We start from the raw sequence: 22873 nt of genomic DNA on the forward strand, positions 1-22873 counted from the left end.
AAATAACTTCAAAGAATTTGGGTGTTTGGAAAATACTCGGTATTTTTGCAAAAATAACCGACTTAATATATGTTAATAAACAAAGAAGAAAAGAAGGTTGTTGATATTCTTAGGAACTGTATTGAAAAAGCAAACACCGGTACTCTGTTTTTTAATAATAGTTTCCCAGAATACGACGACGAGTATGTTGGCAAAATTTTGTCAGATTTTGTCCGGCAGGGATTGTTATTAAGGCTATCTCGTGGTATATACCTAAAAACAAAGGAAACCAAATTCGGTGTTGTTTATCCAACTACCGAGGATATTGCTCGTGCTATTGCAGAAAGAGATAATGCAGAGATTCTCCCTACTGGCAGCACCGCGCTGAATATGCTCGGATTGTCCGAACAAGTTACCATGACCCCTGTTTTTCTCACCAGTGGGTCTGCAAGAAAAATCAAGTGTGGCAATAAAACCATTACGTTCAAAAGAGGAGTGCCCAAGAATTTCGCATTGAAGGGAAAGGTCACACGTCTGTTAGTACAAGCCATGAAAGCTATCGGTGAACGAAACTATAATGGCGAGTGGGAAAGTGCAATCAATGTGATATTGAGTAAATATCCAGAGGACGATACCATGTCGGAAGACTTAAAAGTCATGCCTGCATGGATAAGAAGAAAAATAATAAACATCCTAAACAATAAGAATCATGAGCAGTTGGCAGAATCATAGCATTGATGAGAGGATCTCAATGATACAATCAGTCGCACAAGATCATAATATCGAAGATAATGCGATAGAGAAGGATTGGTGGGTGACAGTAGTCCTCAAAGCTTTGTTCAATACATCTTGTGGGAAATGGCTTCTTTTCAAGGGGGGAACTTCATTGAGTAAAGGATGGAATCTCATCAATCGATTCAGTGAAGATATAGACATTTCCATTGGCAGGAACTTCTTTGGGGACGTCCTTAACTTGCCATTTGCAAAGTGCGAGAACAACAATCAGGTGAAGAAACTAAGAAAAGCATCACGGGATTATATTCATGGGACTCTCTCTTCAGAACTGGATGCAGAACTCCTTAAAATGGGAGTTAAAGGGTATACTATAATGAATGAAACGGTGACAGGGGAACCTCCAAGGCCTATAGACCATGATAGCGACCCGACTATAATATTCGTCAATTATGAGAGCATTTTGCCGTCCAGCATGAGACTTATTGATGCGAGGATTAAAATAGAAATCAGTTGTCTATCTATGTCTGAGCCTAATGAGAAATGCGACATTCACTCTCTTGTCTTCGATAAGTTCCCTGAGGAGGATGATGAAATGACAGCATCTATCAAGACTGTAACGCCATCAAGAACATTTTTGGAGAAGGCACTGCTTCTTAGTGAGGAGCTTCAAAAGGAAGAACCAAGAACATTGCGTATGTCTCGGCATCTCTATGATTTAGATAGATTGATGGACACAGAGTTTGGCCAGAAGTCACTGAACGATGGCAACCTTTATAAGGCTATCGTAGAACATCGTCGTCGTTTCTATCATTTGGGATATGTGGACTATGACAAAGATTATCCGACAAGTATTGATTTTATCCCCCGAAATGAGGTTCTGAAAGCCTATCGTCTGGACTATGAGACAAATATGGTAGATGGATATATATATGGCGAAGCCAAGCCCTTTAAGGAATTGATGAAAAGAATGGAGAAATTACTTCATGACTTCAGACAAATTATAATTCCTTAGATGTGCCATTGACCATCGTTTGTTACAGGTATCAAAATACGCAATCCAATGTTTCCTTTATGACGGGAGGTGAACTTTGCAATAGTGCTCTTGTTGTTGATTATTCGCCCTTAAAAATAGGCCACTAGTCATAAATTTGAGTCTTTTTTCAAGTTTTTCAAAAAAAAGTTTCAAAATTCGTGCAGTCTTTTAGTCACAATCTGCTCCTTTAATAAAAAGGAAAAGTATATCTATGAAAGTAGATGTTGATATAAACGCATGTAAACAGGGAGAACGGAAAGCTCTCGGAAATTTATACAAGGCATATTCCGACAGATTATTGCGGATATGCCAGCATTATGTGACAGACGAAAGCACGGCAAAAGATATTTTGCATGATGCGTTCATCATCATCTTCACCTCCATCAAATCGCTGAAAGACAACTCAAAATTGGAGGGATGGATGATCACCATTGTAAGGAACCTTTCTCTAAGGTACCTGCAAAGCACAGTGAAGGATGACATTCCTCTGTCTAGTCTGGGCACAGATTTTTTGAGCGAAGAAGACGAGGAAGAAAAGAATATAGAACTTGAACTATTGTTGTCGGCAATAGAGTCGTTACCGGAGGGGAACAGGGAGATATTCAAACTCTCGGTTCTGGATGGTCTTTCCCATAAGGAAATTGGAGAACTGCTTGGTATCAATCCTCACAGTTCATCTTCTCAGTTGGTTCGGGCAAAGAAAATGTTGCGGACCATACTGATGAACTATTGGATGCTCTTCTTGCTTCCAATTCTGATACCTGTCTATATCTATTTCGTAACGAAGGACAAAACTGTTGGAACTTCTGAACACAAGCAAACAGCAGTAACCACTCATAAGGGGCTGCCAGGACGGGTTCAAAAAGAATCTGCCTCTCAAAAGATAGTGCAACCAAGATATTCCATCCCATCAAGTATAAGTACCAGTAATAATGATGAACGTGCCTTGGCAGAAATGGCTACCTCTACTGAAAAGATTTCTTCACGGATGATAACAGATAGTGTAGAATCCGAGCAGCAGACTGTAGTTTTCCATGTGGATTCTATACAGAAACAATTGGTTATAAAGGGTATCAGCACCATAGACTCCGTGCTTCGTATTCCACAAATTACCGAAGAAAAAATGATGGCATTGAATGAAAGTATGTCGCCTAGTGTCTGCAATAAGAAGAAGTATCCGTGGACATTCAATATGGGTTATTCATCCAATGCCGGTGCAAATGGAGCCATGTCCAATTTGAACTACCTATCAGTAGTAGATTACGCTAATGGTGGGGCTGCGGCTAAATTATATACATGGGATGATTATGTAAATTATTTAGTTCGGAACAATGCACTGATGGATTCCGTCGAGAGGGCAAAAATGTCATGGATAGCACTGAATAATGCAACAGAGGGCAACGCTTCCTTAGGTGAGAAGGCGCATCACTACCGCCCTCAGACCTTTAGTTTGTCGCTCAACAAGCAACTAAGTTCCCATTGGACTTTTGGAACAGGATTGACTTACACAAGAATAAAGTCTGATTTTGAGAGTGAGTTTCATGGTGCGACCTTGTTGAAGACCCAGAAGATTGATTATGTGGGCATACCATTGCGATTGACCTATCGTATATGGAGCAAGGGACGATTCAATGCTTATACGACCGGTGGAGTGACATTCGAGATGCCAGTTCACAGTTCACTTGATAAGAAGTATATCATAACGTCTGACTCGTCCTACACGTTAAAGGGTGACATCAAGCCACGTTATCAATGGTCTGTGAACTTAGGTATCGGTGTTCAGTATAGGCTATTCAAGCCTTTCAGTCTGTATTTAGAACCTAATATGTTCTATTACTTCGGGAATGGCAGCGGCCTTGAAACCTACCGCACAGAGCATCCGTTCATCATAACGGTACCATTTGGATTGCGGCTTACTTGGTAAATGGAGATGATGAGTGAATAAAAAGTCATGAATACAGTGCAGTCTTTTAGTAGTTTTCTACTCTTAACAATAAAAGATAAAACTCAAAAGAAAGAATGTATAGTATTTATGACTACATCCACAATGGAATTGTATTTGTCAACAATGTAGTACGAAGACAGCACAAGGAACTCACATCCTTGATGATATATTCCACAACAAGCTGTCAGTCTCGTTGCAAGCACTGTTCCATTTGGAAGAAACCTATAGAAAATCTCAGCTTAGATGACATCATCAAAATAATGAACAGCAAATGTGTAACAAAACGCACGATGGTCGGTTTGGAAGGAGGTGAGTTTATCCTCCATCCCAAAGCAGACAAGATATTGGGATGGTTTGATACTAACCACCCTAACTATACATTGCTGTCCAATTGCCTTGCAGCAGACAAGGTAATTTCTTCCGTAAAGAATCATCATCCCAAACATCTATACATATCACTTGACGGCAATAGAGAAACCTATCGCTATATGCGTGGGAGAGATGGATATGACAAAGTGATTAAGGTTATAGAGACATGTAAAGACATCGTACCTATCTCCCTAATGTTCTGTCTTTCTCCATGGAACTCGTTTGAGGATATGAAGCATGTCATAGATTGTGCCAAGAAATATAGCATAGACGTGCGTATTGGCATTTACAGCACAATGTCATTCTTTGACACGACCAAGGACTTGATGGAAGCCAATGATGATAATTTCATCCGTCAGATACCTTCATCCATACATCAAACGGATGAAAATTTTGATTTTGTGGCCCTATATGACGAATGGAAGAATAACAGGCTGAAACTGAGGTGCCATAGCATTTTCAGTGAGTTGGTCATCCATTCCAATGGAGATGTCCCGTTGTGCCAGAATTTGGACGTGGTCTTGGGCAACACCCATGAGAACACGCTTGACGAGATATTCAATTCAAAGGAAACCTGTAAGATTCAGTGTCAACATTCCAAAACGTGTAATCAATGCTGGATCAACTATCACCGGAAGTATGATATTATCCTGTTAAGGAATCTGGAGAAAATGTTTCCCAAGCGACTGATAGAATTGTTTTACGGGAAATATCAATGGAGCAGCAACACGCAAATCACCTATAAGGAACATTTCAAGCAAATAACAGCATAAACTATGGGACATATAGACGAAATCATCGGCAGATACAAGAGTGTGCGGAGCATAAGGGAACTGAACCATATCTACACCCAACGGTATGCTTTTGTAGGTCTTGGCAATCATTGTGTCAGTAACCTGTTGCCTGTGATACAATATCTTCAGTTGCCATTGAAATACATCTGTTGCACCTCGGAGAAGAAAGCCGGGCTGATTTCTCAAAAGTACAAGGGAGTAAAAGGTACGACTTCTTTACAAGACATCTTGAATGATGATACGGTTTCGGGAGTCTTTGTGGCTGCTAATCCACATTCGCACTTTCATATAGCAAACGAAGTCATTAAAGCAGGGAAGTCCTTATTCATAGAGAAACCACCGTGTGAGAACGAGAGGGAACTAAAGTCTTTGACCGATACCGTCAAACTTTATGGCTCACAACATGTCGTCGTCGGACTGCAAAGACGTTTTGCCCCTGCCACTCAAATTCTGCAAAAGCGATTGAAAGGTGATGGCAAACGACATTATCATTATCACTATCTTACGGGGCTATACCCAGAGGGTGATGCCATGCTCGACCTGTTTATCCATCCTCTTGACTATGTTACGTTTCTCTTTGGCAAAGCAAAGGTAAAGGCAGCAGAGGAAATGCGCAGTAAGGATGGTGGCCAGACCTTATTCCTTGTGTTGGAGCATCAAAATATAACGGGGATGCTGGAACTATCAACAGATTACTCTTGGCAGAATCCACAGGAACAATTAAGTATCAGTACGGACAAAGGACAGTATATATTGGACAGAATGGAAAGACTTGATTTTTCTCCAAGACACTCTGCAATATGGGGAATCCCTTTGGAAAAGGTCTTCCAAAATAATGCAACCGTTGTCAATCTGTACGGAAGGAATGGTTTTGTACCAATAGTTGGGAATAACCAAATTGTTTCACAAGGATTCTTCTCGGAAATTCAAGCGTTTGCCGATATGGTTGAAAACAGATGCAAGGATAATCATGCCTTTGGCTTGGAAAGTGTTAAGCATGTTTATTCCTTAATGGCAGAAATAAAGAAGTATATGAACATAATTGACGATCACATATTATAATAACTAATTAAATCCAACAAATTATGAAAAGGTACTTTTGTGTATTACAAGCGTTCATCTTCTCGTTGCTGTTTATTGGTTGCAGCAATGAAGATGAGTCTGCTTCAACTCCCACAGTGCAAGCATCGAAAACGGAATTGTTTGCTATAGGAACAGCCCGAATGACAAGAGCCGCTTCAAGCCTCTATCTCTTTACACTTGACAACATCAAGTCTTTCAACGCGCAGACCCGTGAGATTATTTTTCAAGATTTTGAGCCGACAAGTCAGCTCTTTCCCATTTACAGTAATATAGAAATACATTCGTATGGTAAGGTTCTACTCCATATCTCAACGTTTGTGTCATCTTTCAATAGTCAAATCTTCACAGACTTATCATTAGTTTCAGAATCTGGCAAGTTTTATCTGAGTGACTGTTACCCACGCAATATTGAGGACAATAGTCAATATGTTAAAGAGAACAAGGCCATTCAAAAAGCAAAAGAAAAAAGAGCGGCAGAATGGGGAGAGTTTCTCTCAATACTCAAAAAACACGGGAAGTTGATTGAATAGTAAACACTATCCATAAAATGTATGTCTTTATTGCGGATTTCAGCCCTTTTTGATTATCGTATCAAAGAGGGCTATTTTTTTAAGGGGGCATGATATTCTCTAACCACAGTATTTGTTTATTCATTGCCCTTTATACCATTATATTGTATCACGAATAAAAGGGAATATCACTTGGACTTTGTGCACCTTCAGGTATGATATTTTATAGCCATTGCCACTTCATTTCTCCTCATATCCTCCTACAAACCGTCTGATAAAGTTAAATAATTGGTTGGTTGGTCGGTTGCGCTTTGAGGATTCTCGAAATACAGATTTTTTGATTATATTTTTGCAAGCAAGAAACGAGTCATTGACATTTTTCAGTTCAGTGATAATTTTAATTTGTCTAAATTATAAAACATGAATGATCAATTTCTTGCAGGTGATTTATCATGCTTCGTGTTTTTAGGAGGCCTTTCTACTCTCAAATGTCAAGGCAATGGAGCTTTGGCATATAAAATTTATCATTTATGTATAAAGTAGAAAGGGGTATCCATCCTACAACATGACACAAATCATGATTTAGGCTTGGAAAGTGTCAGATACGTTTATTCATTAATAACAGAAATACGTAATAATATAAGCAAGAAATAACTTGTAATTACGTTTATATAAATATCAACATATAAAATCCTTGTAATTATGAAAAAAGTATTTTACAGCCTAATCCTTTTCTGTGGATTATCTGCATGTTCCTCTGAGAAGGTATTTCTTGAGCCATTAAGAATTTATGATGTTGCAAATTCTAATTGTAAGTTAAGCATCTCTCCGACAGATACACGTCCTGACTTCTATGCAGAAAACAATGCTATTCCAACAAAATTAAGTATAGAGTTGGACAAAGACGGTATAGCCCAGTGTCTACTGGAAGATTTGAAAGCCAACTGTTCCGTAAGAAAGATTTATGTGAATATTGCTAATCAAGATAATCAGATAACCCTTATCGTGTACCATAATGTCCTTGATGCACTTGCCGATTGCATTTGCAAATACGATGTTAGTTTTAAGATGAGTAAATTGTCGGCTGGTAATTATAAACCCAAATCGGTCATTAGAAAAAGCTTCTTGTCATTTTCTAATAACCGCCATTAGAAAAACAGCATTGTATATGCTTGATCCATAAATATTTACTAACTTTACCACGAAAAAAGTATATACTCCAATGCGCGACTGTGACATAAAGTTCGTAAATAAGGAAATAACACCTTTTGGTGGTCTTTCCCTGTTCTTCAAAATGCTTGAGAAATGCCATTTTGAAGAGCATGTTATGCAAAGTGGTGTTCCGCTTCAAGGATCCAACCGTGGCTACGACCCGATCCAGTTAATATTGGGATTGTTTGCAGGTGTGTGGTGTGGCGCAAGTTGCTTTGGCCATCTTGACGTGGTACGTTATGACACTGCACTATGTGACCTGCTTGGGTGGAAACGCGGAGCGGACCATCGTGCATACCAGCGCTATCTCAACAAATTCTCCCAAGCTATCAACCAGCGTGTTTTCGGAAATTTGTTCCGTTGGTTTTTCTCAGAGTTGAAGTTCGACAATTACACCTTGGACTTCGATTCGACTGTGATGGTTCGTGAGGGAAACCAGGAGGGAGCAGCCAAAGGGTACAACCCCAAACGTCCTGGACGACTGTCGCACCATCCTCTTCTTGCATTCGTTTCCGATGTGAGGATGATAGCAAATTACTGGCTACGTCCTGGCAACACATCTGCAAGTACCAACTATCTGTCATTTCTTGAGGACACACTCTCAATACTTGAGGGCAAACGTGTCGGACTGGTCCGCATGGATAGTGGCTTCTTTGCAAAGGAAATACTTGACTATCTGGAAAACAAAGGGTTACACTATATCATAGCCTGCCGTTTCAATAACCGTATTAAGTACAGTCTTACCCATGAACGCAAATGGATAGAGCTGACAGACGGATTGGAAATATCCGAAACCATCTATCAGGCAAACAGTTGGGAGAAACCCAGACGCATTGTGATGGTCAGGCAAGAAATTGAGAAGCGCCCAAAAGCTGCGGGAAAGCAAATCAAGCAGATGGATCTTTTCGAGGATGAGGAAGATTTCGGGAAATACCGATACAGCTGCTTCGTAACAGACCTTGACCTGCCAGCCAAGATCGTATATGACTCATATCGCGGAAGGGCGGATTCTGAGAACAGAATAAAGGAACTGAAGAATGATTTCTCCATTGATGATTTTGTCACACATAACTTCTGGGCAACAGAGGCATGCGGGAGTTTCATTGTAATGGCATATAACTTTATGTCGTTGTTTAGACATGCGCTGATTAATTCCAACAAGAAGAAATTTCTGAAGACAATTCGGTACGAATTGCTATCAACGCCAGCCTACTTGGGGAGAACAAAAGACAAGCATATCCTATATTTGGCCAGATCACTAAAAACACGACAATCATTCTTATCCATATGGAAAAAATTAAAGGATTTCTCTTTGCCGTACGACACAGAGAAATCCTAATGACCGATTTGGGATAAACTTAAAGTTTACTTTGCCAGACCGAATATGAAATATGAAGAGTCTGATATAGCATTCAATGGGCTGCTCAATCTAACTCTGAATAAAAAGGAAAGAATAGTGCTTAAGTCTGAATTGAGTTTACCAGAGATTTGAAAAACTGATTGAATAGTAAACAACAAAGACATAACATTTTAGGCGTAATGGACATTTGGTAGGCTGAAAAAACTCCAGATGTCCTTTATTTATTACCTTTGTTGCATTTGAGAACCTATGAATACATTTGCCTTTTTTCATTGTTTTAGCCATGCTCTAAAGGAGGCTTATATGACATTTGCTATTCGCCAGAAATCCTTTGCAACTGCTTCCACTATTTACAGATAAAGATCCTATGTACTTATTTCGCTCATTATAAATTTATACTTGTATTTTTTGAGTATCAGGGATATCAATAAAATTCACCAGCTGTTACTAGTAGACTAGGATATTGTCATTATGACTTTAAGCATTTGGCATATTGCAAACTACGTACGAACTTAATAATCTAGCTGATAGACTGATTTAAAGATCCTATAGTATAAGAGATTGCAAGTAATGTATCAAGTGTCATAGTACCTTCTTATCCCTAACTTGCGTAATAATGGCATATATTAGATCAGAATCTAACGTCGTTGTTATTGCACAATCACCATCAATTGCCTATCCCTATTCAATACAATATCATGACCATATTCATTAAGATACTCATGCTGTTGCTCTCTCCATTCTCTCAATTCCGAACTTTTCACCCCAACAGACGAAAGTAATGAATAGATGGCCACCCTAATTCTTGAGTCCTCGGTATGCATAAGTTCTTCATAAAGCACATCTGCTGTTGCTTTATCACGTTTCAATCTTAATGTCAAAGGAGTGATAATCATCCGATAAACAAATGTATCTTGAAGCTCAGTTAAGTAGTATTTTAAATTTTCAAAAACCTTGTTTTTATCTATCATTGAGAATATAAAGTTGTAAAAAGCATAATCATTGCTCAAATCATATTTGTTCTCCTTATATTCGTCAAATATATCTTTTAGCTTCTCCACGTTGGTGTTGAGTGAACAGTTGAGCGATACACGGTTAAAAGAATTATTACGCCATTTCCATTCATCCAACTTCAATAGATTCTTAATATCTTCATCTTTATCAAATTCTACGGCAATGATTTGAGCCACAGTTGCAGACATTTCATTATTTGTATTATCAATATGGCTTATCACTAATTCTTTCAATAACGATTTTTGTCTCCCGACTTTTTTTAAGAACAACAGAATATTTGCATCATCTATTTTTACTTTATTCTCTATAAGATATTTTACAATGATGTTTGCTGCCTTCGAGGTAGGATTAACATATTTCGAGAAGAAAACAATATACGAATAAATACCCTTATCATCTCTGACAATCTTCTTCAGATTGGCCATATCATTTGCAAGCAAATAATCTGCTTCATCTGCAATGGTCTTCTCCACATATGGACTATCATTGTAAAAGGCATGAAACTGAGCAAACTCGTATTCTTTACCCCCTGTTCGTAAATCAATCTGCACATATTCATCAAGTTTATGGTACATCAGGTAAATACAGAATCGCATTTTGTAAGTATATTCTGTCGTGACCTGTGACGTGATGAACACCTTTTCTGCAATCTTAAACACATCAGCGTCTCTTCCTTTTCTTTTCAAGTGTTCTACTAAGCACAAAACTGTATCACATAGGACATATGCATTACCCTCCTGTTGGAATAAGTGTAATATTTCTTCTATGCGCTCGTCCATACTCGACAAGTTAGAAATTTTGTGTATCATCATCAGCCTCAAACGTGTATCCATGTGATACCACTTTTTAAGCATTCTGGAGGCCAACTCAGAACCATGATATTTTGCTATAATCTGCCCAGCAAATCTATAGTCGTCAGAATAATAATTCTGAAGGTACTCTCTGACATCCTTACGCTCTGAATAGTTCTGTATAATGGCTTCCAGTATGCCCCATTTTGAGCCGAGAATATGATCACTCATAGAGATTTCTCCATTGAGTATCCGGGGTATGTATCTTTCTGCAAATTTCTCCTTATAATGTCCTATATACACAGACACTGCACGGTCTTTCATTATACCCTTATTTACATCATTGATACATTTATCTAGATACGCCATAATCCGTTCGTCATTGCCTTGGTATATTTCATAAGCATATCCTGCTATCCACGAAGATTGGTCTAACGGCATCTCATCCAGACATTGTTGCAGTATTTTTATAACATCAGCATCTTGTCCCCAGTTTTTGATGAGAGGATGGACAACAATATGCTGATAACTTTTCATATCCTCTAATGCTTCAAGAAGTTTAGTCTTGATTCGAGAATCGTTAACAATGGTATTTACAATGAGAGACTCAATACCCCATTTAAAATGCTTTTTGTCCCTATTGACAGCCCATTCGGTTATCACTTGAAGCAAATCTGGAGATAGTTCTTGTCTTTGAATAATTTTCCACAATTCATAGCTATTTCCAAAATTAAAAGAATATTCCTTATTAAGTTCTTCCTTAATGGCCTTGATAACATTTGGATGATTTATCCAACATGTCAGCAGGTAATTCCATGCTATACCCTTGTTAATATTACCTCGTCCTTCGTAGAATGCACTAACTGACTTTAGAGCCTTTTGCATGACTGCATCGTCTTGTGGAAAATATTGCTGCAATAATCGGTTAGCTTCCTCTTGAATTGAAAATGGTAGTTCTGTAACCAATTCAAGGATTTCATCAGATGAAACGGGCCTACCTGTAAATAAAGCAAACTCAATTTGATAAAAGTGAGTAAAGATGTCACACGCCACTACTTTTCGTACTAGCTCGTTTTCCTTATCTATATCTATCCCGTCTACAATAACACTTCTGATGAAGAAGGCTACCACTTCTGGCAATGTTGATGGTATTATATATGAATTAACCATCTCCAGCAACTTTTCGTCGCTAGCGATATGACCCCTAATTACCTTAGATGCGAGTATTTTGTTGTTCACATCACCATTTATAACAGTCAAAACAATAAACTGGCGATCCTCTTCTGTCAAATCAGCCACTTGTGCCAACCCCGATAGCCTGATGTCATGATATACGGAAGTTGAAGGAATATATCTGGATATAAAGTCTTCAATGCGATCTTGTAATGAGGTATTATACAAACCATCAAGCAGAATTTCCAGTAAATCATGTTTGATGTCATAATCAGATTCCCACTCAATCCTTTGTATGTATTCTTCTATTTCTTTTAGTAAGAAATGTTTGGGTGCCTTCGTAGATCTTACCAAAACCTCTAATTTCAATTTATATAAATAATAATCCCTATAATCGTTTGCCTTTATAGGTTTTAAGATATTGTACAAACCTACAAAAGCTGATGCTGGCATCATTTCGAAAAGGAAGAGAACAACCTGGTGTAGCCCGGCATCCGAAACTTTATCTCGGAGAAAAACTTTAGCCCTCTCTATATCTACCGAAAGGTATTTAGCAGTCATAAATTCCTGTAGTTGCCTATTGATGAAGGAAATGCGAGAACCTATCCTTTCCTCTATAACACCAAGTTGATGTGTATTATGCCTGAATAAATCATCAACAATATGCGCATTAATCAGTTCTTGCCCTGATGTCTGACTATTCAGGTATTGGTTAAGCAGTATTTCTGCCTGAGTCTTATCCATGCTGCCATCATTGTAATAGTCAAACATTTCTTTTGAGAGGATTCCAAGCATCATTTTGTTGCTTGTGTAGTCAAATGCCCCAGAATAGTCGTAAGCCTGATACTTGCGTGAAAGTTGATGCTTGACAAACAATTGTTCCATTATACAATTCATGGCCGCAATATTGTTGTGAGGAAGTTCGTTACCCTGTAGATATTGCCCAATAAGGATGGTCAGTAGCATGGGGTTCTCTTTCATTCGATCAATATCTTGTAATGACCTCAACTTAGCAGATAGGAACTCTACTGTGCTCTTTATTTCACGAATCACTCCATTATAATGATTTACGCATTTCTTCACAAGTTCATCCTGCTGTAGCGCAGACAATGGTGCGATTGTATATGTGTCGCTTGTACTGAAAGGGGAATTGATATTCGCAATGCCATATTCCCTGCTTGAAAAAATGGCGAGTAAATTATCAGCCTCTGTCTCTGCCTTTACTTTTCGGATAATTCTGTCTGCTTGTAGGGGGGCCTCACTCCATTCATCTATTCCATCAGCTATTAGCAGTATCTTCTGCTGCTCAAATGCATATTCTAGATAATAGCTGTTTTTCTCCCATAACTTGTTTTCTTGAAGCCAATCTCGAACAATACTCTTTATATCACTATCGCAATTCCTTGCCATATATGAAAATGGCATCCATACAGGCAAGTAGCCGTCATAGGCATTCATTTTTCCTTTTAGCAGTTGCAAGGTAAGATACTTTAGCAAAGAAGATTTGCCCGAGCCAGGGCCTCCTACAATGAGTAATATATTACTGCTGGGATTTAATATAGTTGATGCAGGAATTCTAATTTCCCTATTGCTTGTTTTATTCAGCTGGTTATAAAACTCTTTCAGATATTGCTCACTATATTCCTGGATCTCACTACTTTTTATATAGAGATTTGTAGGATCAACTTCAATAGGTTTCTCCTCTGTTTTCCCTTGGTCATCAGAATACAAGTTTTGTACTTCATCAATAAAATCAGGCATTATAAATCTTGCCTCAAGAGGGAACCGCGTATTATTATGGTTAACCAGTATAGAATCATTGACATCACGGAATACACTGTCGTAAACAACGCTCATTGCTTGTTTACACTGTGTTATATTAATAAAATTAAGCGATTTCCATTTTCGTACAATTAACTGTGATTTAATCTTTTCCTCTAATTCCTGTGTAATCTTTACATTGTGAAACTCACCATTCGTCACAGCATATTTCCATAACATACCATACATTAATGGTTGGTTCTGGGCAAAAACGCCACCACCTGACATTCCATGCAGACTGTCCATATTATCTACATGTGAAGTGATATTAACCAGATTTACTTTGCTATCTACACACATACAATCCAGTCTAGTAATTATGTCTTGCGCCTCGCCTGAAACCCCATAGAGTTGCATGGATTTTTCTTCAATGAGGTCATCTGCCAAGAAGAAAGGAGTAAAATGCTTTTCGCTCTTATCAATCCTAATGATAAGAAAATCTTCACCAATAGGAAGTAAAGAATTCGCGATATTGCCTTTTGTAATGGTCTTATAGGTTATAAAATGACCATCCTCAAACACATCTATTTCGATGGTTTCTATTTTATCAAGAACAGCATTTAACGCCTTTTTCCGATCATATTTAAGAATATGCTGAGCCGTAAAGACATAATCGTACCCTTCAGCCACATCCAAAGGGTAGAGGACTCCACTTCCTCGAAACTGGAGCCCCCTACTCTTGATGTCCGCCTTTATCTTAACACAATTACTGCGTATGTCAAAAAACGAATTCATTACAAACGTTGAGATTAATATTATTTTCCATCAACTCATCTGCTGTTATTCCAAGCACATCAAGAGAATCTTGATAGTTAAAGTAGACGTTGATTGCCTTATCTGCACATTTTCTGTAGCGAAGAAGCTTGGCAATGGTCTCTTTATTTGGGAAACGATATTTCTTATTCTTCTTAGTTGAAATAATGAAGTCTGAACATGTAACCGCGTCAAGGATGTTTTTAGTGACGTTTCGTGTACTTCCATGATGGGGAAGTTTCATAAAATCCAGTTTAAGAGGTGTACCATTGGTGTTATTATAATACAGAAGCGCATCATATAGCTCCTTGGGGGTACTATCACCAGGTAGCAACAACTTCTTGCCTTCACATTCAACTAGAATTATAATTGACTGGCTATTGGGACCTCCTTCATCCATATCGTCATCATCAACATTATCTATCAAGGTCCTTAAATTTACATGCCAATCTTCTGGATAAACTCCAAGTTCATCAGGATTGTTTGGCTTATATTCATCAGCCACATCATGATCAGGTGCCAGTACACGCAGTTTCATATCCCCAACCTCTATCGTAGAGTCAAGCAATTCGGAAATGTTGTTATTCCAGCACACACCATCTATTCCAAGAAGAAGTGATGCCAACTCATTTCCTTCGGCAACAGAGTATTCATCTGTCTCTTCTTTCTTGGGGAAGTTGAACCAAACTTGTTTCAGCCTATGTGACTCCCCATTTTCTTTCATATGTTTAACCAATGCTATGATGCCAGCTATGTGGTCAGAGTCGATATGAGTCACCACAAGCAGGTCAATAATCTCATCTAGTGGTATTTTGTCATATCTAGTCCTAATGGCTATTGTAGATTTCCCACCATCAATCACAACATTTTTCTTATTGTGACTAATCCAAATACTATCACCTGTTCCCGCTTGTAGTATCTCTATGCGCATCTTTTATGTTAACGTGAGTTCAACTATTATAGGTCTTTATAAAGTTGGTAACTAGCAAAAATTATTGTAACTCTGAAATACAAAGAATTACAAGCAAAAATCACTTTGATTACTGAAGACAAAGTTACGGAAATATTCTGTATTGGCAGATGATTCTGCAAGTTTTTTAATACAATGATGGCGAAATATATGCTAAAATCGGCCAATAAGAAACAATACCATGTAATTCTACGATGTCTAAGGCAGAAGTCATGCTGAATATGATAATCTTTCACGACTCAGGCTATCGTTACCAAAAGCATTTCTATCTTGAAAAGGTTCGCAAAGCACCTACGCCATCTGGTTCCAGATGTTGTCTCGTATAGTCGCTTTTTCGGACTGGAAAAGGAGGTTGCCGTCCCTTTAGCCTTGTTATCAAGAAGATACTTTTGGGAAAATGCACAAGCATAAGTTTGTTAACAGTACATCACTTCGCATTTGTAGAAACCAAAGAATATACATTCATAAAATTTTCAGAGGTGTTGTTAAAAGAGGAAAATACTCCATGGGCTGTTTCTATGGATTCAAGCTGCATTTGATCTGCAATGAGAGAGGAGAAGTTCTAAATTTCATGATTACTCGCAGTGACGCCGAAGACTGTAGACATTTGAAATACAAGTCTTTGTGAAATTCATTTATGGCAAGTTAGTAGGTGATATGGGATATGCCAACAGGAACCTTTTCCAAAGGCTTTTCGTTGATGGCATACTGCTTATTCTCAAGTTGAAAAGCAACATGAGAGGAACACTGATGAGCATCTCTGACAAACAGCTGCTCAGAAAGAGGGCTATCATTGAGTCTTTGAATGATAAACTGAAGAATATCGCATAGGTAGAACACCCTATTCATCAGCCATTCAATAGTTTTTTGTCAATTTATTGGGAGCTATTGCTGCCTATAGTCTATTTCCAAAGAAGCCGTGTATTAATGTACAAAGGACTTTAGATACACAGTTTACTTTATTCTAAATTCTTCGAATTCACGTTATTTATACAAGCCATCTAATAAGTCTCATATGAACTTGTTAGATGGCTCTTAATTTTTAATAGCTATAATTATTCTCTACCAACCTTTCCAAGTCCGATTCCTTATAAAGTATCTTCCCCGCGAACTGTGTGTAGGGAATAATCTTCCTGTCCCGATAGTCCTGCAAAGTACGAGGGCTGATATACAGCCGCTCGCATACTTCCTTGCTCGTCAGGAAATGCTCACCTCCAAACAGCGGTTTGTGTGTCTGTGCCACTTCCTTTATCCGTCTGTTCACTCCTTCAAGTGCGGACAGCACCCCCTGCATATCATCCGCTTCCATGTTCAAGTCCTTTACTGATTCCATAATACCCTTGTCTTATTTGTTATTCTTTATTCTGTCTGTTTTTGTCTTCTCCGATTTAGTCTGCAACAGCCGCTCCACGTCCTCACGCTTGTAATAGCACTTGTGCCCGATCTGTGAGAAGGGCAGCACGCCCGTATCACGGTAATGCTGCAAGGTGCGCTTGCTGATATTAAGCAACTTGCATACATCGCCGTTGTGCAGCCAATCGGTGTGCTGACTCTGTTCTCCGAAAGCTTTGTGGCAGGTCTCGGCAAGACTGAGTATCTCGTTCCTCAGTTTTGCCCAGTTTGAATCCGTAATGATAAAATATCCCATAATTCTATTGTTGTTTTGTTTGTACTTCCTTTTCTTGTCTTGTGCTTCACCGCACGTTTCTGCCTGCAAAAGTAGGGAGTGTTAGTCATACTTCAAAGCACAAGGGAACAGTAGGGAAATACCGGGAAAAACAATGAAAGGACAAAAGGATTGTCGCTCTCTTCTTTTTGCCTCTTTACTCCATTTTATCATATCCTTTTAGCCGATGCAATACTATGCAGAATGGAACAAATAAGCACCTGCCTTTCTTGCATCTCTTACGCATTTATCTTCTTGTTTGGGGCTTAAATCCATGCTTTCCGACTGTTTCCTGTCAAAAGTTCGTGAGAAATTCATTGCCAATTTGCGCAACATTATGCAAGCACTCTCCGAATGCTTGGAACTTTCCCATTCTCTTCATAACTTCACTCTCGGAAACAAAAACAGGCATATAATGAAAACAAGCGCAGATAAAGGCAATTCAGTGGGCGAAAATAATACGCCCAAGCAAAGGAAGACTTCCTCCAAAAATGGTGAGATAGAAACCTATCTCTCCTCCTATTATAAGTTCAGATATAACACGATATTAGGTAGAACCGAATACAGGTGCAAGGACGATGCTCACTTTTCAAAAGTGGGTCGCTATGAAATCAATACGCTTCGAAGGGAGATAGATAACGACATCGGGATAATAACCTCTTCCGACAACCTCTATTCCATTATAGAGAGCAGCTTCTCGCCACGCATCAATCCAATACAAGAGTATTTCAAAGCGTTGCCCTTGCTGGATATAGGCAGTAGTTGTGGTAACACTGACGAATACAATAGTTGCTGCAATGCCTTCTCTCTTTCACTGAAAGCCATTCCCGAACTGGCAGGTTGTGTTGTGGTGCGCAATCACGAAAAATGGCTACTATATCTTACAAAATGGCTCGTGGCAGTAGTCGCCTACGCTATGGACGACCGTGAGTGCCGTAACCATACCTGTCTCGTGCTGACAGGCGAGCAGGGCAAGTTCAAGACAACATTCCTTGACTTGCTTTGTCCTCCTGCTCTGCATGGTTACAGCTACACGGGCAAGATATATCCGCAGGAGAAGGACACACTTACCTATATCGGGCAAAACCTCATCGTAAACATTGATGACCAGCTCAAAGCCCTCAACAAGCGTGACGAAAACGAACTCAAAAACCTTATTACCTGCCCGATGGTCAAGTATCGTATGCCCTACGACAAGTATGTGGAGGAATATCCACACTTAGCGAGCTTCGTTGCATAGGTAAATGGTAACGACTTCCTTACCGACCCCACAGGCAGCAGGCGTTTTCTTCCCTTTGAGGTGTTTTCCATTGACATTGAGCGTGCAAAGGCAATATCTATGGATAATGTCTATGCCGAAACGAAAGCCTTGTTAAACGCAGGCTTTCGCTATTGGTTTGACGATGATGAAATCACGGAACTATACAGGGAGAGCGAAGACTTCCAAGTACAGACCGCAGAAATGGAACTGCTGCTCCGTTGCTTTGAGAAGCCAGCGGAGGATAATCCCAACTGTACCTATATGACCACCACCGAGATAATCACCTACTTGAGACTTTATACGCATCATCCCTTGTCCTTAAAGCATATGGGCGAAGCCCTGAAAAGGGCAGGCTTTGAGAAAGTGAGCAAGAGGCGTGAGGGCGGCAGTCCAATCTATGTATATAAGGTAAGGAAGATTCTCCCTTGTCCCTTGCCAAGTTATTGCATCAACCAAATGTAGTAGCCGTATGTTGTAAGTTCGTAGTATGACTTTGTACTACAAAATATATTGAAAATCAATTACTTAACTTAAAATAGTATGTAGTAAGAAGAAAGATGAAAAAGTTTGGAGGGGAAAAACTTCTGAAAAGAGAATTTCTTTCAATAATCATTCAATTACCATTCAAATACACCATTGTCATTCAAACAAAAATGATTCAATCCATTCAATTAAAACATATCACAATGAAAGAAGATTTATCACGCATCAAGCGATACCCCATCGTGGAGTATCTTGAAAGGATAGGCATCAAGCCTGTACGCAGAACACCAGTCTATGCGTTGTACCGCTCACCGCTGCGTGCAGAAACACATCCGAGTTTCAAGGTGGACACAGAGAAGAACCTTTGGATAGACTATGCCGAAGGCAGGGGCGGAAGTATCATCGACCTCTGTATGCGCTTGGAGAGCTGCACGCTATCGGAAGCCATCCACCGTTTGGGACAGAACGCTTTCGATAATATAACATGTAGTTCTCGTAAAAACTTCGTGCCTAATAATTTACAACCTACGATGGCTGCAAACGAGACAAGGAAACTGATAAGCATATCAGACACCTTGCCGCCACATTTGCGGGAGTATCTTACAAAGATACGCTGCATTGATTTGGAAAAGGCAACGCCATTTCTTAAATGTATCAGTTACGAGGTAAGGGGCAGGCGCTATCAAGCCATTGGCTTTGCCAACCTGTTGGGAGGATATGAGCTCCGAGACAATCACTCGTTCAAGGGAACGATAGCTCCGAAGGACATTACTCTGATATTTACGGACAAACAGACAGAACACGCAATAGACAAGCCACTGCCTGTATGTGTGTTTGAAGGATTTATGGATTTCCTTTCTTTTCTTTCAATGAAAGAGGAGATAGCCAGCCACTGCCTTGTGATGAACTCCGTAAGCAATGTGGCAAGGACTGTTCGCTATCTGAACGACCGACACCTGCCCCATATCCGTGCCTTCCTTGATAATGATGAAGCAGGACGGAGGGCAACCAATGATTTCGTCAAGGCAGGTTTCAAGGTGGAGGATATGTCCATACATTACAAAGGCTTCAAAGACCTCAACGAGTTTCATGTCTGCCGTATGCGTAAACAGGAGCAGCAGAAAGTGCAGGAACGGACACGGATGACGGTTACGGAGCAAAAGGAAAGTAAGAAATCAAAACAAGTCAAACATAAAATTAGATAGCGAAATGGAAAATAAAACAAAGACAACGGACAAAGATTTTTCATGGTTTTTGGGTGTGGAAGATAAAACTGAGTACGAATCTACTCCACAGAAAGGGAATGAGGTTCCTGAAATAGAAAGACCAACTAACGAACAGTACACAGAGAACACTGCGCACTCTGAACCTGCGCAGCATACAGAGAACGCAACCGTTCAAAGGCGCATCAGTGCCAAAAAGAGAAAGGAGACGCTCGAAGCCTACAAGCAGGCCTACCTTGTTCCAACAAAACTAAGCAACCGAAAAGCGGTCTATCTGAGCAGGGAAACGCAGGAACGTGCCGACTTTATCGTGCGCAGGTTAGGCGACAGGGGCAGCAACCTTTCAAGTTTCGTGGAGAACATCGTGCGCATTCATTTGGAGGAGTATGGTGAGGACATAGAGAAGTGGAGAAAGCTGTGAGGCACAGGAAAAGGGGGCGAGGACTTTTGGGAAAAGGGGATATTATTCCACTCAAAACCCTCAACCCTTTTTTAGAGAACATAACAACAGACATTTGTCAAACATACTGAATGATGGGAACACCACGAACGCAGTTAAACACAGAATGCACGGCATTCACTTTTCGGCAGCAAAACGCCTTGTGCGTTAACGTTTCGTTAGCTGATATTGCAAGACGTCAGTTTGTACCCACAAACTGCTCTTGCTCCCCTCGTCAGACTGTCGGGGAGATTAGACCGTAATCACTCCGTTCTCATCGGTCAGTGTTCGGGAATTAAGCAACAACGAATCATCTACAATGATTAACTTTCAAAAAAACTTATATGAGCAGATACAAAGGAAAATCTGCCCGATGGCAGCAACAGGATAAGGAAGGGCAGCAGATGAAGAAGACGGAGTTCATCAAGGTAAGATGCACCTTAGAGGAAAAGCAACGTATCAAGTCAAAAGCGGAAAGCACGGGACGGAAGTTCTCTGACTACTGCCGTGAGATACTCCTTAACGGAGAAGTAACAGCCGTTCCCAGGATGACAGACAATGAGAGGGAAGCCATTGCCATTCTCCAGCATACAGGAAGGTTCTACGGGCAGATTTCCAATCTCATCAAAGTCAAGGATGAAAGGTGGCTATTCATCACTAAGAACCTTTCGCTATGTGCCAAAGAGGCATTTAAGCGGTTTTACGACCCGCATTTTCGGGTGGATGATGAAATATATAAGGTCTTAAATCTAACAAGAAATGATAGGTAAATGCAAGGCGATAGCGCACGGCAGCACGGCTTTGGACTATATTTTCAGGGAAGGTAAACTCGGTAGTCGGCTTGCATTCCACAATCTTTGCAGCAGAGATTCAAAGACCATCTACGAGGAAATGAAAGTGGTCAGTGACTACAACAGCCGTTGCAGGAACAAGTTTCTCCGTATCGAAATCGGTATCGCACCGCAGGACGAGAAAAGACTGCCTGTGTCCGAACTTATGTGGATTGCTCATTTGTTTGCCAAGCGAATGGGACTCGACAACCACCAATGGGTGGCGGTAACGCACAAGGACACCGATAACAGACATATTCACATCATTGCGAACCGTATCAGTCTGTATGGAGAAGTCTATGATACTACTTTTGTGAGCAATAGGGCAGCAAAAGTGGCGGAGGAAATAAGCAGAGAGAAAGGCTTGACCATTGCAAAGGAGGTCAAGGCAGAAAAGAAATATCAAAAGACAAAAGCAAGTCCAACGAGAGAGCAAACCAAGAAAGAGGTTCAGCAAATCTGTTATTCCTTGCTTGACAAGTACAAAGGAACAGGTATCACGGGACACTCCATGTTCCTTTACGAGTTGAACAAGAAGGGCATTATTATAGAGCGTATGAAGAACAAGCAGGGCAAGGTCTATGGCTTGAAGTTCTCATACGCAGGGCAATCCTTCAAGGCTTCCGAAATTGGCAGGGAATTCGGCTACCGTTCTTTGCAAAAGAATTTTGAACCAACTAACAAGGAAGAACCAAAGAAACCACATCAAACAGTACAAGAGCCGACAGAAAACAACAAACAATCTGATACAGGTTATCAGCTTGTACCCAAAAGCCGTTCCACTGTCTCACGAGACAATGATACCCCACGAGTGCAGAACTCCATTGGTGCAGTGGCAGACACCATTGTTAGCGCAGCCGATGAAGTTGTGGAAGGGTTAGGCGATTTGATTACACCAAGTACACTAGGCTATGACTTAACCGAAGCTGCATGGCAGCGCAAACTCAGATACCAAGCTAACAGAAAGAAGAAACGTGGAAGGGGAATATAAACATAGCAGCATACAAAAAGTGCAGAATAAAGAATATCTCATCAAAAACGCTTGTTATTCGGTAACAAAGTATTATCTTTGCAAACGGAATAACAAGCGTTCTTTGTTAGGCAGAAAACAGCGAAGCCAAGTAGCTCGCTCGTTTCCAAATCGTTACCAGTTTAGTTGTACAAACAAGGTAACTTCTTTATTTTCAATTAGATACATTTTAATAATTATCTTAGACTGCAAAAGCATGCAGATTGCCGGTTTATTCTGCGTAAATGAGGCAAAAGATGATGATTTCAGGATTTTGAACACCCTAAACATTCTCCTATTTTCTCTATTTTGCGATTTTATTTTGTCAAAGAAAACGAATTGATTTAACAAACAAAAGGTTTGTTAACACATTCGAATGGCGATGGTGAATAATCAGCTATCATTCCAAACATAGTCGTCA

General features: G+C 39.8%; 16 protein-coding genes and 2 pseudogenes. 14 read left to right on the forward strand and 4 right to left on the reverse strand.

The window, feature by feature from the left end; translation table 11 throughout:
* The first annotated feature begins 69 nt into the window (after positions 1 to 69).
* The 8 genes from NQ518_RS03560 (at position 70) to NQ518_RS03595 (ending at position 8998) form a co-directional block, all read left to right on the forward strand.
* Positions 70 to 711: a DUF6088 family protein gene (locus tag NQ518_RS03560; protein ID WP_004348713.1), complete on the forward strand. Its 642-nt coding sequence runs from the start codon at positions 70 to 72 to the stop codon at positions 709 to 711.
* On the forward strand, positions 689 to 1726 hold the full coding sequence (locus tag NQ518_RS03565; protein ID WP_004348715.1) for a nucleotidyl transferase AbiEii/AbiGii toxin family protein: 1038 nt from the start codon (positions 689 to 691) through the stop codon (positions 1724 to 1726). The genes NQ518_RS03560 and NQ518_RS03565 overlap by 23 nt, the downstream gene beginning before the upstream one ends.
* Before the next feature lie 232 nt (positions 1727 to 1958).
* Positions 1959 to 3671 (forward strand): sigma-70 family RNA polymerase sigma factor, encoded by a 1713-nt coding sequence (locus NQ518_RS03570; RefSeq protein ID WP_066265429.1) that lies wholly within the window; start codon positions 1959 to 1961, stop codon positions 3669 to 3671.
* A 95-nt stretch (positions 3672 to 3766) separates the two neighbouring features.
* On the forward strand, positions 3767 to 4834 hold the full coding sequence (locus tag NQ518_RS03575) for a radical SAM protein (protein WP_066265423.1): 1068 nt from the start codon (positions 3767 to 3769) through the stop codon (positions 4832 to 4834).
* A gap of 3 nt (positions 4835 to 4837) precedes the next feature.
* Positions 4838 to 5917 carry a Gfo/Idh/MocA family protein gene (locus NQ518_RS03580; protein ID WP_066265420.1) on the forward strand — a complete coding sequence of 360 codons (1080 nt, stop codon included), beginning with the start codon at positions 4838 to 4840 and terminating at the stop codon, positions 5915 to 5917.
* A 23-nt stretch (positions 5918 to 5940) separates the two neighbouring features.
* Entirely contained in the window at positions 5941 to 6468 is a 528-nt protein-coding gene (locus NQ518_RS03585) for a hypothetical protein (protein WP_066265417.1), read from the forward strand.
* 681 nt (positions 6469 to 7149) lie between these two features.
* The gene (locus tag NQ518_RS03590; RefSeq protein WP_227960870.1) at positions 7150 to 7599 is read left to right on the forward strand and encodes a hypothetical protein; all 450 of its coding nucleotides are present in this window, start codon (positions 7150 to 7152) and stop codon (positions 7597 to 7599) included.
* A 70-nt stretch (positions 7600 to 7669) separates the two neighbouring features.
* A complete protein-coding gene (locus tag NQ518_RS03595) occupies positions 7670 to 8998 on the forward strand; it encodes an IS1380 family transposase (RefSeq protein ID WP_227960868.1) in 1329 nt (442 codons plus the stop codon).
* A 671-nt stretch (positions 8999 to 9669) separates the two neighbouring features.
* Here NQ518_RS03595 and NQ518_RS03600 read toward each other — a convergent pair.
* Positions 9670 to 14448 (reverse strand): NACHT domain-containing protein, encoded by a 4779-nt coding sequence (locus NQ518_RS03600; RefSeq protein WP_227962436.1) that lies wholly within the window; start codon positions 14446 to 14448, stop codon positions 9670 to 9672.
* A gap of 88 nt (positions 14449 to 14536) precedes the next feature.
* The gene (locus NQ518_RS03605; protein WP_066265397.1) at positions 14537 to 15502 is read right to left on the reverse strand and encodes a ComEC/Rec2 family competence protein; all 966 of its coding nucleotides are present in this window, start codon (positions 15500 to 15502) and stop codon (positions 14537 to 14539) included.
* A 105-nt stretch (positions 15503 to 15607) separates the two neighbouring features.
* Here NQ518_RS03605 and NQ518_RS03610 point away from each other — a divergent pair.
* Positions 15608 to 16509 (forward strand): annotated as a pseudogene (locus NQ518_RS03610) (IS982 family transposase).
* 74 nt (positions 16510 to 16583) lie between these two features.
* Here the strand turns inward: NQ518_RS03610 and NQ518_RS03615 are convergent.
* The gene (locus NQ518_RS03615; protein ID WP_004349987.1) at positions 16584 to 16874 is read right to left on the reverse strand and encodes a helix-turn-helix domain-containing protein; all 291 of its coding nucleotides are present in this window, start codon (positions 16872 to 16874) and stop codon (positions 16584 to 16586) included.
* 12 nt (positions 16875 to 16886) lie between these two features.
* Positions 16887 to 17189 (reverse strand): helix-turn-helix domain-containing protein, encoded by a 303-nt coding sequence (locus tag NQ518_RS03620; protein ID WP_004349989.1) that lies wholly within the window; start codon positions 17187 to 17189, stop codon positions 16887 to 16889.
* Between the two features lie 433 nt (positions 17190 to 17622).
* On the opposite strand from NQ518_RS03620, the pseudogene NQ518_RS03625 reads away from it, so the two are divergent.
* The 5 genes and pseudogenes from NQ518_RS03625 to NQ518_RS03645 all read left to right on the forward strand — a co-directional run bounded on the left by NQ518_RS03625 (position 17623) and on the right by NQ518_RS03645 (position 22434).
* A pseudogene (locus NQ518_RS03625) lies at positions 17623 to 18930 on the forward strand (VapE domain-containing protein).
* Positions 18931 to 19154: 224 nt separating this feature from the next.
* Complete coding sequence (locus NQ518_RS03630) at positions 19155 to 20156, forward strand: toprim domain-containing protein (protein WP_227960866.1); 1002 nt, start codon at positions 19155 to 19157, stop codon at positions 20154 to 20156.
* 4 nt (positions 20157 to 20160) lie between these two features.
* Positions 20161 to 20595: a DUF3408 domain-containing protein gene (locus tag NQ518_RS03635; protein WP_004349994.1), complete on the forward strand. Its 435-nt coding sequence runs from the start codon at positions 20161 to 20163 to the stop codon at positions 20593 to 20595.
* Between the two features lie 362 nt (positions 20596 to 20957).
* On the forward strand, positions 20958 to 21383 hold the full coding sequence (locus tag NQ518_RS03640) for a plasmid mobilization protein (RefSeq protein WP_004349995.1): 426 nt from the start codon (positions 20958 to 20960) through the stop codon (positions 21381 to 21383).
* Positions 21373 to 22434, forward strand: coding sequence for a relaxase/mobilization nuclease domain-containing protein (locus tag NQ518_RS03645; protein ID WP_004349996.1), 1062 nt, complete (start codon positions 21373 to 21375; stop codon positions 22432 to 22434). The genes NQ518_RS03640 and NQ518_RS03645 overlap by 11 nt, the downstream gene beginning before the upstream one ends.
* Positions 22435 to 22873 lie beyond the last annotated feature (439 nt).

The sequence above is a fragment of the Hoylesella buccalis ATCC 35310 genome, from assembly GCF_025151385.1.
Taxonomy (GTDB): domain Bacteria; phylum Bacteroidota; class Bacteroidia; order Bacteroidales; family Bacteroidaceae; genus Prevotella; species Prevotella buccalis.

What these genes read in the sequence shown, in the direction of transcription:
- NQ518_RS03615 (WP_004349987.1), bottom strand. Translation starts at nt 16,874, where the DNA reads ATGGAATCAGTAAAGGACTTGAACATGGAAGCGGATGATATGCAGGGG.
- NQ518_RS03575 (WP_066265423.1), top strand. Translation starts at nt 3,767, where the DNA reads ATGTATAGTATTTATGACTACATCCACAATGGAATTGTATTTGTCAAC.
- NQ518_RS03560 (WP_004348713.1), top strand. Translation starts at nt 70, where the DNA reads ATGTTAATAAACAAAGAAGAAAAGAAGGTTGTTGATATTCTTAGGAAC.
- NQ518_RS03640 (WP_004349995.1), top strand. Translation starts at nt 20,958, where the DNA reads ATGAGCAGATACAAAGGAAAATCTGCCCGATGGCAGCAACAGGATAAG.
- NQ518_RS03565 (WP_004348715.1), top strand. Translation starts at nt 689, where the DNA reads ATGAGCAGTTGGCAGAATCATAGCATTGATGAGAGGATCTCAATGATA.
- NQ518_RS03645 (WP_004349996.1), top strand. Translation starts at nt 21,373, where the DNA reads ATGATAGGTAAATGCAAGGCGATAGCGCACGGCAGCACGGCTTTGGAC.
- NQ518_RS03590 (WP_227960870.1), top strand. Translation starts at nt 7,150, where the DNA reads ATGAAAAAAGTATTTTACAGCCTAATCCTTTTCTGTGGATTATCTGCA.
- NQ518_RS03595 (WP_227960868.1), top strand. Translation starts at nt 7,670, where the DNA reads ATGCGCGACTGTGACATAAAGTTCGTAAATAAGGAAATAACACCTTTT.
- NQ518_RS03635 (WP_004349994.1), top strand. Translation starts at nt 20,161, where the DNA reads ATGGAAAATAAAACAAAGACAACGGACAAAGATTTTTCATGGTTTTTG.
- NQ518_RS03580 (WP_066265420.1), top strand. Translation starts at nt 4,838, where the DNA reads ATGGGACATATAGACGAAATCATCGGCAGATACAAGAGTGTGCGGAGC.
- NQ518_RS03620 (WP_004349989.1), bottom strand. Translation starts at nt 17,189, where the DNA reads ATGGGATATTTTATCATTACGGATTCAAACTGGGCAAAACTGAGGAAC.
- NQ518_RS03605 (WP_066265397.1), bottom strand. Translation starts at nt 15,502, where the DNA reads ATGCGCATAGAGATACTACAAGCGGGAACAGGTGATAGTATTTGGATT.
- NQ518_RS03630 (WP_227960866.1), top strand. Translation starts at nt 19,155, where the DNA reads ATGAAAGAAGATTTATCACGCATCAAGCGATACCCCATCGTGGAGTAT.
- NQ518_RS03570 (WP_066265429.1), top strand. Translation starts at nt 1,959, where the DNA reads ATGAAAGTAGATGTTGATATAAACGCATGTAAACAGGGAGAACGGAAA.
- NQ518_RS03585 (WP_066265417.1), top strand. Translation starts at nt 5,941, where the DNA reads ATGAAAAGGTACTTTTGTGTATTACAAGCGTTCATCTTCTCGTTGCTG.